The organism is Rhizobium sp. SL42 (assembly GCF_021729845.1).
Classification (GTDB): domain Bacteria; phylum Pseudomonadota; class Alphaproteobacteria; order Rhizobiales; family Rhizobiaceae; genus Allorhizobium.
Genome location: NZ_CP063397.1, coordinates 1,340,145 through 1,355,020, shown reverse-complemented (window position 1 = coordinate 1,355,020; position 14,876 = coordinate 1,340,145). Strand labels below are relative to the sequence as shown.

The window sequence follows — 14,876 nt, the reverse complement described above, 5'->3', positions numbered from 1 at the left end:
TCATGAGCGAACCAAAACCACGAGATACATCTCTGCCGGTCATGGACCGGGCGCTGCTGGCGCGCCTGACCGGTGGGCTCGGCGATGCGAAGTCGCTGCAGCGGCTCTGCGCCGATTTCGGCCATCTGTATATCGAGTTCCTGCCCGACGTATTCCACAGCGAGACCGGACTTCATATCGACGTCCATTTCAACGGCCTCGAAAGCGGCCTGATGAACGACCTGATCGCCGATCTGGGTGACAATGTCGCGCTGGTCGACACGCAGCTGCGCAACTGGTCGCCGAATTTCGTCATGGCCTGCGGCAACAGCTTCATCATCACGCTGATGGAAAACCTGCTCGGTGCAATTCCCGAAACGATCCAGGAACCCATCCAAAGGCCGCTGTCGCAGATCGAACTCGATCTCTCGACAATGGTCTTCGACAAGATCGGCAACGTGCTGCGCTCGGGCGTCAATGCCCCGGGCGGCTTCGAACCGCTGATCGAAAAGGCTCACAATGCCGAGGATCGGCCGAAGCCGGAAGACGATCACATCGACGAATATGCGGTGACGATCAAGATGGGCGTCACGCTCGGTACGGTCGATTCTGAATTCTACCTTGTGGTTCCGCAGAAGGCGCTGCTGAAGACGGTCGTCACGGTGCCGAAGTCGAAGAACCAATCATCGCGGACGCGCAAGGAATGGCAGGACCAGATCGCCGAGCAGGTTCGCCGCTCGCAGGTCACGCTCGAAGCCAAGATCCGCCTGGAAACACTGACACTCAACACAATTTCGCGGCTTGTCGCCGGCGATGTCATTCCGTTCCAGGACAAGGGTGACGTCATGGTCGACGTCAGCGCCAATGGAAAAGAGATGTATCGCTGCGAATTCGGTCGTGCCGGCGACCGCTATACCGTCCGCGTCAAAGACAATGTGAGCAGCGAAGATGAAATTCTAAGACATTTGATGAGCTAAGCATTTTCGGCCGGGGTCCCCCCACGGCAGCTTGAGGCAAGTTTCAACAGGAATAATGAATCCATGGCTACGAAAAAGACCCCCAAGACGGAAGAAGACGCTCTGGCGATGCCGGGTTCCGATGCGGATTTCGACATGGCAGTCGATGACCTGCGCGGCGTCCTGAAAGCAGATGCCGACGGTACGCTCCCCGACATCGGCTCCGATTTCGGCGTGGACCTGAACGATTTCGGCGGCTCCAGCGATCCATTGGCCGCTTTCGAATCCGATTTCGGCGGCTCGTCCACGACCAGCGACCTGGGCGGCGCAGATGCGTTCGGCACCGATGACGCGTTCGGCGGGTCGAGCTTTGGTGGCGACAGCTTCGGTGGCGATTCGTCCTTCGACAGCGCTCCCAGCCGCAGCAGCCAGGAACCGGGCAGCGGCCTGAGCGCCAATATCGATCTGATCATGGATATCCCGATCGATGTCCAGATCGTGCTCGGCTCCAGCCGCATGCAGGTTTCAGGGCTCATGAACCTCGAGGAAGGCGCCATCATCGCGCTGGACAAGAAGATCGGCGAGCCCGTCGAGATCATGGTGAACGGCCGGCGCATCGCGCGCGGCGAGATCACCGTTCTCGAAAACGACGACACCCGCTTCGGCGTAAAGCTGATCGAAGTGATGGCGACCAAGACATCCTGACCCATGATGGGCCAGAGAGGACAAGACCATGATGGACTTTGATGATTTTGGCGGCTCCATAACCGGTAAACCGCTTTCCCAGGCCGACAAGGCAGCCGCCGTGCTGCTGGCCATGGGCAAGGGTGTTGCCGGCAAGCTGCTCAAATATTTTACCCAGGCGGAACTGCAGACGATCATCGCATCGGCTCAAACGCTGCGCACCATTCCACCGGATGAACTGCTGGAACTGGTCAACGAATTCGAGGACCTGTTCACCGAAGGTGCGGGCCTCATGGACAATGCCAAGGCGATCGAGAGCATTCTCGAGGAAGGCCTGACGCCGGAAGAAGTCGATGGTCTTCTCGGCCGCCGCACCGCCTTCCAGGCCTTCGAGGCATCGATCTGGGATCGCCTGCAGGATGCGGAGCCGGACTTCATCGCCAAGTTCCTGATGCGCGAACATCCACAGACCGTCGCCTATATCCTGTCGATGCTGCCGTCCTCCTTCGGGGCAAAGGTGCTGCTGAAGCTGCCGGACAGCCGCCGCGCCGACATCATGAACCGTACCGTCAACCTGAAGAATGTCAGCCCGAAAGCGGCGCAGATCATCGAGAACCGGGTCCACGACCTGATCGCCGAGATCGACGCAGACCGCAATTCGACGGGTTCGGCGAAGGTTGCCGAGCTGATGAACGAACTGGAAAAGAACGAAGTCGATACCTTGCTCACCTCGCTGGAATCGATCAGCAAGGAATCGGTCAACAAGGTTCGCCCGAAGATCTTCCTGTTCGAGGATCTGCTCGCCATGCCGCAGCGCAGCCGCGTCCTGCTGCTCAACGACATTTCCGCCGATATCCTCACGATGGCGCTTCGCGGCGCCAGCACCGAGATCAAGGAATGTGTCCTGGCATCGATCAGCCCGCGTTCGCGCCGCATGATCGAATCCGATCTGCAGTCCGGCACCACGGGGATCAATCCCCGCGAGATCGCCATCGCCCGCCGCGCCGTGGCGCAGGAAGCGATTCGCCTCGCCAATGCCGGACAGATCCAGCTCAAGGAGACGGAAGGCGAGAACCAGGCGGCATAAGCCCAGTCGCCATGCCGGCCCGGCGTTCGGGCTGCCCGTTGCAGCCAGGAACCGCTGACGGCCTGCGCCTCTGTTGAAAACCCGACAAATTGCCGCCCGCCGATTGAACAGCAATCGGCGGGCGGTTACGTTTCAGCCGGCCGCGATGATCGTGGCCGGACGGCACGTCTCGACGGCGCCGACTTCATCACACGGGCAGTGGATGCCTCCACAGGTCTGAAGGGCTGCGACGGTCATGTCTGACGATGAAGATAAAGACAGCAAAACCGAAGACCCAACCGAGAAAAAGGTGCGCGATGCGCACGAGAAGGGCAATGTCCCGATATCGCGCGAACTCGCGCTGTTTGCCTCCACGCTGGGATTCTATTTCTATCTTGTCTTCTTCCTGCCCGGCGGGATCGGTCGGCTTGGCGAAACGCTGAAGGACCTGTTCGAGCGGCCCGACCAATGGAAGATCGGAACGGCGACCGACGTGGTCTCGCTGTTCACCTATCTCGGCTGGGAAATCGGCGCGCTTTTGGCACCGGCCTTCATCCTGTTCATGGTGCTGGGCGCCGGCTCCAGCATCGTCCAGCATCTTCCGAGCTTCGTACTGGATCGGATCACTCCACAGGCCAGCCGCATCTCGCTTGCCAAGGGCTGGACCCGGATCTTCAGCGGACCAGGCATGGTCGAGTTCGGCAAGGCCCTGTTCAAGATCGTCATTGTCTCGGTGATCATGGTCTTTGCCTTGCGGCACGACTACTACGCGATGATCGATTCGATGTTCTCCGATCCGCAGACCATCTTCATCAAGTTTTCCGTCATCGTCAAAAAGATGCTGATCATCATTCTGCTGGCCACGGCACTGCTGGCGGCGGTCGACGTGTTCTGGACGCGGTACCACTGGTACGAACAGCTGCGCATGAGCAAGCAGGAAATCAAGGACGAGCACAAGCAGTCCCAAGGTGACCCCGTGGTCAAGGCGCGCCAGCGCTCGATCGCGCGGGATCGCGCACGCAGGCGCATGATCGCCAACGTGCCGCGCGCCACGCTTGTGATCACCAATCCGACCCACTTTGCCGTGGCGCTGCGCTATGTGCGTGAGGAAAACGAGGCGCCGGTCGTTGTCGCCAAGGGCCAGGACCTTGTCGCGCTGAAGATCCGCGAGATCGCCGGCGAGCACAATATTCCGATATTCGAGGATCCGCCCCTCGCCCGCTCCATGTTTGCGCAAGTCTCAGTCGATAGCGTGATCCCGTCGTTATTTTATAAGGCCGTCGCCGAACTCGTCCACCGAGTCTACGCGTCGAAGGCCCCCAAGAGACGGATACGCTAGCCACTATGAAAAAGTGCTCTTACACCACCCAGCGTGAACGTATTGTGGCAGAAGCCATCAGCCCCGTCGCAAGTGAAATGCGCCTGCTCGACGCAGCCGATCTCATCTCGCTTTTACGCTTTGAACTTTACGGGAATATTGCAGATCTCATTTCTTCGGCCGCGGAACTCTATTTTCATCCGGGCACCGTCAATTTTGGCTCGGGAGGGGAGTATCGGCTCGAATGGGGCGGTCCGCCGGAGATCGTGCTCGACCTCGAGATCAAGCCGCGCGACATCACGATCTATGCGCAACTCACCCTGACCAACGAGACCGCGGGGCTCGAGATCAACCATATCGCGTTTCATGAAACGGCCGGCGACCCGGACGCCAATACCCTTATGCTTGAACAGCGGTTGCGCGAAGCCCGCTTCGTCAAGACACAGGCCTCTCCGTTATACGGCTGAACCTGCGGGAGGTGATCAGGTAATATAGCCAAGGCGGATCGCCTTGGCGATCGCCTGGATCCGGTTGACCGAATCGAGCTTGATCGTTGCCGAACCGAGATAGGCGTTGACGGTATGGACCGAGAGGCCCAGCCGCTCGGCGATTTCTTCGCTGATGCGGCCATCGCCGGCCAGCTGAAGGCAAGCGATCTCACGCTCGCTCAGGGTTTCCGACGTCATCGCCTTGCGCTCATCGAGCGACAGGATATCGGTCATCACCTGATAGCAGCGGCTGTGTACGGACAGCACCAGTTCGCCCGGCAGATCCGCGCCACCGGCTGTCGGAAAGACGATGTAGCCATTGCCCACGGCACCCAGACGGACCGGAAACGCGATGCCGGAATACGGCAGCAGGCGGGCGTCGACCTGGGTGGTGAACGGGGTGAAATCCGAAGCCTCGATGAAACTCGATTCGTCGTCGGCACACCACATGAGCGGCAGCGTCGAGGCCTCGATATGGCCGAGCAGCGTGTCGCCATAGGCCGCGACAAAGGCGTCACGACCGCTGCTGAGGCCCGAACTCCAGTTTTCGTATTCCGCATCCAGGCGGCGCTTGTGCGGCAGGCTGGCGCCGGCGACGCGGAACGCGGCAAACCCGCGGGCGTTCAACGAACGCTGGAGCGAGACAAGCTTCGGGAAGATATCGGTGCGGGACGTGACAGGGCGCTGGCTGGACCAGGTCGCGTCTTCAAGAGTAGAACCGCCAGGTCTGTTTTGATGCCCCATGCCGCCCCCTCAGACGAGATTGTTTCTGACCGCATAGGCGATCGCTTCAGAACGCGTCTTTGTTGCCGTCTTGCGCATGACGCTGGTAATGTAGTTGTTGATCGTGTTGCGCGAGATCCCCAGGATCGTGGCGATCTCGTCACTGGTCTTGCCCTCGGCAATCCAGAACAGGCACTCAAGCTCACGTTCGGTCAGCTCGAAATCACGGTCGCTTTTCTGGCCCTTGTTGACCGACAGGCCGACAACATAGCCGATCAGCAGGCCCACTTCGCGCAGACGGTCGGCCGCAAGGACGTGATCCTGCGGAAACAGCAGCATCAGTGCGAGACGCGTGCGCCCGACATTGAGCGTGATCGAGCAATACTGGCGGCTGATCCCGTCCGGTACATGCACGTCATCGGGCAGGAGATTGTATTTCGGCTGCAGCACCGACATACATTTTTCAAGTTCGGTGGACTGCGAATAGGTCGTCGCCAATTCGGCGTCGAGGCGACGCACGAGATCGAAGGGCCAATCGGCCGCGACCACGAAGTCAAGGCCGTCTTCTTGAACCAGATCGTAGCGGGCGAGCAGATAGTGCGACGCGCCCAGATACTCGGTCAGCATGCGAAAACATTGGGCGAGATCACCGGATTGCCCGGGCGCCGCCAGTTTGTGGATCAGGATTTCCCTGGAAGACGAGCCCTGCGGAGGCTCAGCACGTGCGGGTGAACGCACTCTGCTTCCTGATCCCTCCGTTGTAAGCTCGGCATCCATATAGTGTAGCCCCTTCGAGGACGTGACATCCCAGCGAGAAGATCCACAGGCGCATTTCATCGGCTGAACCCGACTCAACGCTTGCCCTCATCTCACGGGCCTAACGAATCATGTTCATTTTAAAATATAAATAGTCAAAGATCACAACCAGTCACGGTAGATCCCCAATTAAAGCGAAGAGCCCATTGGGGAGATCGCGCTGTAATACTGCCGCGCGACCACCATAACGCAAAAACCGCGCCGGTGGGCGCGGTTTGCGTTTGTAGATCGATTTTCCTCAGGCCGCGTTTTCCACAGCCCATTTGCGGAGGATCTTGGCGGCGCGCTCCTCGGAGAGCTCCACCATGCGGGACAGGCGCCGCTCGGGACCTTCTTTGACGCGGCGGTTGAAGCCACCACCTGCGTCGTCGTCGAGGGTGAGCAGGTCGTCGGTGCTGTCGAAGCCGAAGTCGGAGCCAAAGCCGTCCATGAGCGAGCTTCCTGCACCGCCGCCCAGCGCCGGTGAGAAATCGGGCAGCTCGAGCCCTGCAGCCTGTTCGCCGATGTCGCCGGTCAGGGCAGCGGCACCACCGCCACCCGCGCTGCGGACCATCGGACGGATGCCCATCCAGACAATCAGGAAGGCGACGGCGACGAATGCAAGCGAGTTGATGATCCCGCCGACATTGCGGCTGAGGATTTCCATGATGCCAGGACCGCTGGCGGATTCTTCGAGCAGCTGGTTCTCGAGGAAATCCATGGCCGTCAGCGTGACGACGTCGCCGCGCGCCGGGTCAAGGCCGGAGGCCGAAGAAACGATCTTCTGCATCTCGGCAAGATAGGCATCGATCTTGGCCTGGTCGACCGGCTCGCCGACCATCTTTGCAATGCGGCCCTTGTTGACCACGACGGCCACCGAGATCTTTTCGAGCGTGTAGCTGTTGCGGACCGTCGCAACGGTCTTGCTGTTGATTTCGTAGTTGGTCTGCTCTTCCTTCTTGTCCTGCTCGTCAGACGATTCCGGACCGGCGCCACCGCTTTCCGGGGCGGCCTGGGGAATGTTCTGCTCGACGGTCGCTGCCGTATCCGACTGGCGCTGCAGGGATTTCTGCGCTTCCTTGGTGACGCGGACAGAGCGCTCGACGCGCGATTCAGGATCGTAGATGGTTTCCTGGATCTGCTGGCTGTCGGTGTTCAGCTGGGCCGTGACGCTGGAACGGAAGTTGTCCATGCCGAGGAATGGAGCAAGCGCCTTGTCGATGTTCTGTTCGATTTCCTGCTGCACCGACTGCACAACGCCGAGCGAGCGCGTTGCGGCGCCGCCCGTTTCGTCGCCGGATGCCAGAAGCTGGCCGGTCGAATCCAGAATCGTAACGTCCTCGACGTCGAGGCCCGGCACCGATGAGGCGACAAGATGGCGGATGGAGGCGGCGGACTTGCGGCCCGCATCGGACGCCGCTCGGATCATCACGGATGCCGTCGGCTTCTGTTCACCACGGCGGAAATTGCCGACATCCGGCATGACGATGTGCACGCGGGCTGCCGCGATACCGCTGATCTGCTGAATGGTGCGTGCGACTTCACCCTCCAGCGCGCGGACACGCGTCACTTCCTGCATGAAGGAGGTCAGGCCGAGGGAGCCGACATTGTCGAAAAGCTCGTAGCCGGCATTGGCGCTGTTGGGCAGGCCGCGCTCGGCGAGCAGAAGACGGGCCTTGCTGGTCATGCCGACGGGAACACGAATGCTCGCACCATCGGTACCGACTTCAAAATTCAGACCTGATTCGGCAAGCGCGATGCTCACCTGGTTCAAATCGACCGGTTCCAGGCCCACATAAAGCGTCTCGAAGGCCGGTTTGTTGACGTAAAGCGCACCAGCAATGATGATTGCGAATGAAACAAGGGCTACACCGCCCATGGCCAAAAGCTTCGTCTGGCCTAACGACCCGAAGTTCTTCAGCACCTGAAGTAATTGATTTAACAGATTCATTCTGTCTCGCACCATCAAAAAGAAAGGTTTGAGGGCTTTTGCCCTTGGCGAGACCATAGAAAGCGAAACTTGTGCGAGAGTTTCGCGAGGCTGAAATGCCGAATTCATTTCGGCTTAGCCAGAAGAAAGGGGGAAAATGCCTTGCCGGTGACCCGGTTCGGGCTAGAAGAAGTCGAAGTCGCCAGCCGCCTTGCTCAGCGGTTGGGAATGGCCATGGCGCAAACCGGCGCCCAGGGTTTTCTGCATTTCGGCAAGCTTGACGAGGCTGAGTGCCGTCGTCATGTCGATCATCCAGGCCGACGGGATCGATCCGGTGATCGTATCGATGAATTCGGCAAGGCCCCGGGTCTTCTGCACGGCGAGGTCGATGCCCTGCAGCACCTTGATGCTGTCGGAGGATTCCAGAACTTTTGAACCGCCCAGTTCCAAAAGCTGTGGCTCGACCCGCTCGATCAGATAGGCGACGTCATGCAGCTCGCTGACGATGCGCATCAGGATCTCCGGCAACGCTTCCTCGAGGCCCGCGACGTCGGCTTTGTTTTCGTTTTGCATCCGATTTCCAGTACTAGAAAAACTCGATTGAACTTTCCACCGGCTTCGACACAGGAACCGGGCGCCTTTCGAGCGCGACCGTCTTCTGTGTTTCCGCGCCCGTGAGCGGATACTGCCTGGCGCGGCCGCTGACCGGCCAGAACTCAAGCTTGCGGCCGTGGTCCCCGCCCGTTGATGAACCGACCACCCTGATCCCTTCGTCGCGCAGGAACTGGGTGGCAAAGGCTGCATTCTGCTCGCCGACATTGGAGAACGTCGCAATCGTCTTTGCGCCGCCGAATATCTTGGCTTCCAATCGATCGCGGCGCGCTCCCTTTTTCAGAAGGCCGTTGATCAGAAGCTCCATCAGATGGACCCCGTAGCGGGTGGCATCGCCGCCACCGGCACCAGGGACGGCCGAACCAGGAAGAAGGAAGTGGTTCATACCTCCCACTCCCGCATTCGGATCCCGAATACAGGCAGCCACGCACGAGCCAAGGATCGTCGACAAGACCACATTCGGGTCGTCGATCACCTTCCACTCGCCCTGAATTATATGGACGCGTTTAGCTGCACTGTCGTCGACCATTTTATTTCAATGCTCCGAATACGGCCTCGATCGCGGCCTTCATCTTTTCGATGGTGAAAGGCTTGGCGAGCACGTTGTTGGCACCCAGCTGGGCGGCCTTCTGCACCAGCGCACGATCGCCCTGCGCGGTGAGGATGATGAAGGCTGCCTTCTTGGTGTTCGGGTTGGTGCGAACGGCCTGAAGCAATCCGAGACCATCCATGTTCGGCATGTTGAAGTCCGAGATCACGAGATGATGAGGCTGCTGCTCCATGATCTTCATGCCCTGGACGCCATCGCCGGCTGCCGTGATCTGCTTGAAGCCAAGCTGGGTCAGGGCGTCCGACAGGAGGAGGCGACTGGTGACCTGATCGTCGACGATCAGAACTTTGATTTTTTCGGCTATGGACATTATTCGATACCTTCTTTTCGGGCGGCAGTTAGTTTGAGGATCTCCTCCCCAATGGAACCAAGCGGCAGCTGATGTTCGACGGCGCCCAGTTCGTGGGCGACGCGCGGCATGCCATAGACCACGCAGGTCTTTTCGTTTTGACCGATGGTGCGCGCACCGGCGTGACGCATCTTGAGAAGGCCCGAGGCGCCATCACGCCCCATGCCCGTCAGGATCACGCCAACGGCGCTTCGGCCCGCAAGTTCGGCAACAGAATCAAACAGAACATCGACCGAAGGCCGGTGTCCGTTGACCGGAGCCCGCTCGACCAGGCGGCAGCACGGTGCCGATGCATTCGACACCTGCAGATGACGCTCGCCGCCGGGGGCAAGATAGATCTTGCCGATTTCGAGCCTTGCGCCATCTGTCGCCTCTTCGACGACCGGGGCGCAAAGCCTGTTCAGGCGCTCGGCAAAGCTCCTGGTGAAGGTCGGCGGCATATGCTGCGTGATGACCGTCGGCGGGCAATTGCGCGGAAACTTCTGCAGCACCGCGATCAGGGCCTCGACGCCACCGGTCGAAGACCCGATGGCGACAATCTTGCGACCGACGCGGAAATCGGCTGTCGGGGCAGTGCTTGCCGGCTGGGCCTGCGGGGCCGGTGCATGCCGGTGCTGCGAGCGGGCCGCGGCCTTGACCTTTTCCGCCAGTTCGCCGAACGGACGCGCATCGCCCGGCACGGGCTTAGCGACGCAATCGAAGGCACCGATTTCCAGCGCAGCCAGCGTGGCTTCCGCCCCGCGATGGGTCATGGTCGAGACCATGATGACCGGCATCGGACGCAGCTTCATGATCTTTTCGAGAAATTCGAGGCCGTTCATGTTCGGCATCTCGATGTCGAGCGTCACGACGTCCGGGTTCAGCTGCTTGATCGCCGCGCGGGCTTCCATGGCGTCGCCGGCCTGGCCGACAACGCTGACATCCGGATCCTGACTGAGCACGGCCGTGATCAGGCCGCGCATGGTCGGGCTATCGTCGACGACGAGAACGCGTGCGGGATGACCCATTATTTACGCCCTCCCTGCTTGCCAAGATAGCGATAGGTGGTGATGCCGATATTGTCGAAATCGTTCTTCGGATCTCCCGAGACACGCTCCGAATGGCCGATATAGAGATGACCGCCAATCGGCAGCAGCCCGGCGAAACGGCCCCAGATCTTCACCTGGGTCGGCTCGTCGAAATAGATCACGACGTTGCGGCAGAAAATGACATCGAACTGGCCCTTGAACGGCCACTGCGACATCAGGTTCAGCTCGTTGAAGGTGATGAGGCGCTTGAGGCGGTCATCGACCTGAAACTTGCGGCGACCGTTGATTTCGGTCTCCTTGAACCATTGCTTGCGCATGGCGGGAGAAACCGTTTCAAGCGCCTGCTCGTCATAGGCACCCTGACGGGCAATGGCGAGGATCTTGGGATCGATGTCGCTTGCCAGGATCTTGAAATCATAATCGGCGGCATTGGGAAATGCCTGAAGCACCGTCAGCGCGATCGAATAGGGCTCCTGGCCGTCCGAGCTGGCTGCCGACCAGATACGGACACGGCCGCCGGCCTTCGCCCGTGCGATCAGTCCCGGAAGGACCTCGTCGCGCAGATGCTCGAAATGATGGTTCTCGCGGAAGAAGCGGGTGAAGTTGGTGGTCAGGTGCGAAAGCATCTCGCGCCGTTCCGCGGCACCTTCCTGCGAAGCGACAAGCTGACAGTAGGCGCGGAAACCCGACAGGCCGAGATTGCGGATATGCTTCGACAGCCTGGAATAGACCAGGGATGCCTTGGAATCGTTGAGGGCAATGCCTGCGTCCGAATAGATCATCGCTGCGATCTCATTGAGATCGCGACGGGTCAGCGGGTATTCACCGCTGGCCAGGACCTCGTCTTCAGATTGCCTTGATGAACTCATTGCAAATGTCATGCAGCCTCGCTTTCGGCGTCGGTAAAAAGAGCACCAAGCTCGATCAAGCAGATCATCCGCTTGTCGATCGCGAGAATGCCGCGGGCATATTGGCGTTCGAGGTCGGAGGAGATCTCCGGCGTCGGTTGTATGTTTTCCTCGGTCACCGTCAGGATGTCGGATACCGCCTCGACCAGGAGGCCGATGATCTTCGAGCGAACCTGCGCCACGATGATGACGTGGCGCGCGCTGGGCTCGACCGGCTTCATGCCGAGGCGTTTGGACAGGTCTATGATCGGCAGTACGGCGCCGCGCAGATTGATCACGCCCAGGACATACCCGGGCGAATGTGGCAGCGGGGTCGCGGGGGTCCACCCGCGAATCTCGCGCACCGACATTATGTTCACGCAAAACTCCTGCTCTCCGATCCGGAAGGCGATGAGTTCACGATTTCCTTCTGCAAGGCTTCTGACCGCATACGACATGAGACTATCCTGCGACTGCTAGTGACATTTCCTGCTTGAGGGACTGACCGCGCGAGGCGGCAACGACGGCATCCACGTCAAGGATCAGAGCGACGCGGCCATCACCGAGGATGGTTGCGGCGGCGATACCCGGAACATGGGTGTAGTTGGCTTCCAGCGACTTGATGACGACCTGGCGCTGTCCCTGGATGGCATCGACCATCAGGGCGCGCTGTCCGCCACCTTCCGATTCGACCAGCAGCGCCACGCCTTCGACAGGATTGGCCTGGGTTCCGCGGAAGTTCAGGATCCGGCCGACATCCACCAGCGGGCAGAAGGAATTGCGGATCGAGATCAGGCGCTGGTTGGCACCGAAGGAGTGGATGTTCTGCGCTTCCGGCTGCAGGGTTTCGACGATCGCGGTGAGCGGTACGACGAGCGTCTGGCCGGCAACCGTGACCACCATGCCGTCGAGAACGGCGAGCGTCAGCGGCAGGCTCATGGTGAAGGTCGAGCCGAGGCCCGGGCGCGAGGTGATCGAGATACGACCGCCGAGTGCCTGGATCGAGCGCTTGACCACGTCCATGCCGACGCCGCGGCCGGAAATGTCGGAGATCTTGTCGGCGGTCGAGAAGCCGGGCGCGAAGATCAGGTTGTCGATTTCCTCATCCGTCAGATTGGCATCGGCTGCGATCAGCTCGTTGTCGATGGCCTTCTGCTTGACGCGTTCGCGGTTGATGCCGGCGCCGTCATCGACCAGTTCGATGACGATACGGCCCGAACGGTGCTTCGCGGTCAGCTTGATCGTGCCTTCTGGCTCCTTGCCCGCGGCGGCGCGCTTTTCCGGGCTTTCGATGCCGTGGTCGACGGCATTGCGGATCATGTGGGTCAGCGGCTCGGCCAGCTTGTCGATGACCGTCTTGTCGACTTCGGTGTTTTCACCTTCGGTGACGAGGCGGATCGACTTGCCGACCATGTCGGCCACTTCACGGACGATACGCGACATGCGCTGGAAGACCGGCTTCACCGGCTGCGCGCGGATCGCCATGACCGAGTCCTGGATCTCGCGGGTGAGCTGCTGCAGCTCCTCGAGGCCCATGTTGACGGCAGACGTGCCCGTCGCATCATTCTCGATGACGCTCTGCGACAGCATCGCCTGGTTGATGACGAGTTCGCCCACCAGGTTGATCAGGCGGTCGACGCGATCGAGATCGACGCGGATGGTCTGGCCGGCGGCATTGTTGGCCTGAGCGGCGGCGGCGGCTGCAGCGGCAGCGGCGGCGGCTGCCGGCGATTCCTTCTTTTCCGCCTTGGCGGCAGCAAGCTTGCTGACACGGGTCGCGGTTTCGGCAGCATCGACAGCCGCATTGACCGTTTCGGCTGCAACCATTTCCGGGCCGTCGTCGAGCGCCGACAAGTCGAATGGTACGGGGATCATCGGCAGCTCTTCGGCGGCGGGCTTGGCCTGTTCCGCCTCGATCATCTTGATTTCGAGGTCACAGTCCCATTCGGCGAATTCGAACACGGTCCGAATGGCCTCTTCGCCCTTTTCCGGCTTGATCTGGATTTTCCAGGCGAAATAGGCTTCTTCCGGGTCCAGGTCATCGAGCGATGGCAGGCCGTCCATGATGCAGTTGATGCTCATCTCGCCGACGCGCGAGAGATCCCGCAGCAGGAGAGCGGCTTCATTGCCCTTGGAATACAGATCGCGACGCGGCTTGAAGCTGACCTCAAAGATCGACGGGGCCGGCTCTTCATCAGCGCCGAAGCCGTCGAAGGAGAAGGGAATCGGCTGGAAGCCGCTGTCGTCGGACGCTGCCGGCGCCTTGGCGACCGGGGCTGCAGGCGCAGGCGCCGGTGCAGACGATGCTGCCGGCATTTCGCCATGCGCCAGTGCTTCCAGTTCCTTGACCAGGCCGCTGGAGCGTGAGGAATCGACGCTGCCGCCATCGCGGGCCGCATTGGTCAGGTCGGCCAGCACGTCGGCCGACTTGAGCATGACCTTCATCACTTCCGGGCCAGGTTCGAGCTTGTTGGAACGAACGCAATCAAGTGTCGTTTCAAAGACGTGCGCGAAGGCCACCAGGTCATCTAGACCGAAAGCACCGGCACCGCCCTTGATCGAGTGAACCGCGCGGAACACGGCATTCACCGTTTCCGGGTCACGATCCCCGTCATTCATTTTCAGAAGACCGGATTCCAGTTCCGCGAGCTGCTCCTCGCATTCCTGGAAGAAGATCTCTTTGATTTCGTTCATATCCATAGGAGAAAATCCCGGCTTAGGCGGTTACACGCTCGATGGCATCGATCAGCTTGGTCGGATCGAACGGCTTGACGATCCATCCGGTTGCACCAGCCTGGCGCGCGCGGTTCTTCTTTTCCGCGTCGCTTTCCGTGGTCAGGACCAGGATCGGGATGGCGCGGTATTTCTCGTTCTTGCGAACGCCCTCGATGAAGCCGAAACCATCGAGACGCGGCATGTTGATGTCGGTGACGATAACGTCCGGATTGCAGTCTTCGAGCACTTCGAGACCTTCGATGCCGTCTTCGGCCTGGATGGTTTCAAAGCCAGCATTGTTGAGGGTGACCAGAAGCATGTTTCGGATGGTTCTGGAGTCATCCACAGTAAGCACTTTTTTCTTCATTGCCGGATCTCCTTAGCGAGCAGATGGTCGACGTTCACGCCAATCAGTTGAAGGGTCTTGAGAAAGGCCTCCGAGGCCTTGCCGAAAGAGAAGGGGTGCTTGTCAGCTTCCCAGGCCTTGGCCGCGGCCATCAGCACCTGAACACACTGGGCGCCGACACGCTCGACGCCGGAGGCGTCGATGGTGAGCGGAGCACCGCGCAAGGAGAGAATGTTCGCCTTCAGATTGGAGGCCTCGTTGAGGTCCAATACCGCCGCGAGTTTCAAACTCTTCTGTTGGCCTTTCTTGACTGCCATCATTTCTTTCCTTGTTTCACGCAGCCGCAGCTATCGTGCCGGTCCAGCCGGTAACCGGTTGAGAAATCCACCA

17 protein-coding genes are annotated in these 14,876 nt (G+C 60.2%); 5 read left to right on the top strand and 12 right to left on the bottom strand.

The features are described 5' to 3' along the window. The first annotated feature begins 2 nt into the window (after window positions 1-2). The 5 genes from IM739_RS06225 to IM739_RS06205 all read left to right on the top strand — a co-directional run bounded on the left by IM739_RS06225 (window position 3) and on the right by IM739_RS06205 (window position 4,470). A complete protein-coding gene (locus tag IM739_RS06225; RefSeq protein WP_237370327.1) occupies window positions 3-956 on the top strand; it encodes a FliM/FliN family flagellar motor switch protein in 954 nt (317 codons plus the stop codon). Window positions 957-1,019: 63 nt separating this feature from the next. Next, entirely contained in the window at window positions 1,020-1,640 is a 621-nt protein-coding gene (gene fliN, locus IM739_RS06220) for a flagellar motor switch protein FliN (RefSeq protein WP_237370326.1), read from the top strand. A gap of 28 nt (window positions 1,641-1,668) precedes the next feature. Continuing rightward, window positions 1,669-2,706 (top strand): flagellar motor switch protein FliG, encoded by a 1,038-nt coding sequence (gene fliG, locus IM739_RS06215; protein WP_237370325.1) that lies wholly within the window; start codon window positions 1,669-1,671, stop codon window positions 2,704-2,706. Between the two features lie 235 nt (window positions 2,707-2,941). Then, the gene (flhB, locus tag IM739_RS06210) at window positions 2,942-4,024 is read left to right on the top strand and encodes a flagellar biosynthesis protein FlhB (protein WP_237370324.1); all 1,083 of its coding nucleotides are present in this window, start codon (window positions 2,942-2,944) and stop codon (window positions 4,022-4,024) included. A gap of 5 nt (window positions 4,025-4,029) precedes the next feature. Beyond that, entirely contained in the window at window positions 4,030-4,470 is a 441-nt protein-coding gene (locus IM739_RS06205; RefSeq protein WP_237370323.1) for a hypothetical protein, read from the top strand. Window positions 4,471-4,485: 15 nt separating this feature from the next. On the opposite strand, the gene visR is transcribed toward IM739_RS06205, so the two are convergent. From visR to IM739_RS06145, 12 genes are all read right to left on the bottom strand, one after another. Next, window positions 4,486-5,235: a transcriptional regulator VisR gene (gene visR, locus IM739_RS06200; RefSeq protein ID WP_007604209.1), complete on the bottom strand. Its 750-nt coding sequence runs from the start codon at window positions 5,233-5,235 to the stop codon at window positions 4,486-4,488. Between the two features lie 9 nt (window positions 5,236-5,244). Further along, the gene (gene visN, locus IM739_RS06195) at window positions 5,245-5,991 is read right to left on the bottom strand and encodes a helix-turn-helix transcriptional regulator (RefSeq protein ID WP_442981097.1); all 747 of its coding nucleotides are present in this window, start codon (window positions 5,989-5,991) and stop codon (window positions 5,245-5,247) included. 277 nt (window positions 5,992-6,268) lie between these two features. Then, window positions 6,269-7,960, bottom strand: a complete 1,692-nt coding sequence (gene fliF / locus IM739_RS06190; protein ID WP_237370321.1) for a flagellar basal-body MS-ring/collar protein FliF — start codon at window positions 7,958-7,960, stop codon at window positions 6,269-6,271. A gap of 162 nt (window positions 7,961-8,122) precedes the next feature. Next, a complete protein-coding gene (gene cheT / locus IM739_RS06185) occupies window positions 8,123-8,512 on the bottom strand; it encodes a chemotaxis protein CheT (protein ID WP_007604203.1) in 390 nt (129 codons plus the stop codon). 13 nt (window positions 8,513-8,525) lie between these two features. Continuing rightward, window positions 8,526-9,080, bottom strand: coding sequence for a chemoreceptor glutamine deamidase CheD (gene cheD, locus IM739_RS06180; RefSeq protein WP_237370320.1), 555 nt, complete (start codon window positions 9,078-9,080; stop codon window positions 8,526-8,528). 1 nt (window position 9,081) lies between these two features. Next, entirely contained in the window at window positions 9,082-9,471 is a 390-nt protein-coding gene (locus IM739_RS06175; protein ID WP_237370319.1) for a response regulator, read from the bottom strand. Continuing rightward, window positions 9,471-10,517, bottom strand: coding sequence for a protein-glutamate O-methylesterase CheB (cheB, locus tag IM739_RS06170; protein ID WP_237370318.1), 1,047 nt, complete (start codon window positions 10,515-10,517; stop codon window positions 9,471-9,473). The genes IM739_RS06175 and cheB overlap by 1 nt, the downstream gene beginning before the upstream one ends. Further along, window positions 10,517-11,419 (bottom strand): protein-glutamate O-methyltransferase, encoded by a 903-nt coding sequence (gene cheR, locus IM739_RS06165; RefSeq protein WP_237370317.1) that lies wholly within the window; start codon window positions 11,417-11,419, stop codon window positions 10,517-10,519. Before cheR ends, cheB begins: the two co-directional genes overlap by 1 nt. Continuing rightward, window positions 11,416-11,883 (bottom strand): chemotaxis protein CheW, encoded by a 468-nt coding sequence (locus tag IM739_RS06160; protein WP_237370316.1) that lies wholly within the window; start codon window positions 11,881-11,883, stop codon window positions 11,416-11,418. Before IM739_RS06160 ends, cheR begins: the two co-directional genes overlap by 4 nt. A 4-nt stretch (window positions 11,884-11,887) precedes the next feature. Continuing rightward, entirely contained in the window at window positions 11,888-14,125 is a 2,238-nt protein-coding gene (locus tag IM739_RS06155) for a chemotaxis protein CheA (RefSeq protein WP_237370315.1), read from the bottom strand. Between the two features lie 16 nt (window positions 14,126-14,141). Then, entirely contained in the window at window positions 14,142-14,507 is a 366-nt protein-coding gene (gene cheY1, locus IM739_RS06150) for a chemotaxis response regulator CheY1 (protein ID WP_007604188.1), read from the bottom strand. Continuing rightward, window positions 14,504-14,803, bottom strand: coding sequence for an STAS domain-containing protein (locus tag IM739_RS06145; RefSeq protein ID WP_007604187.1), 300 nt, complete (start codon window positions 14,801-14,803; stop codon window positions 14,504-14,506). Before IM739_RS06145 ends, cheY1 begins: the two co-directional genes overlap by 4 nt. Between the last annotated feature and the right edge of the window lie 73 nt (window positions 14,804-14,876).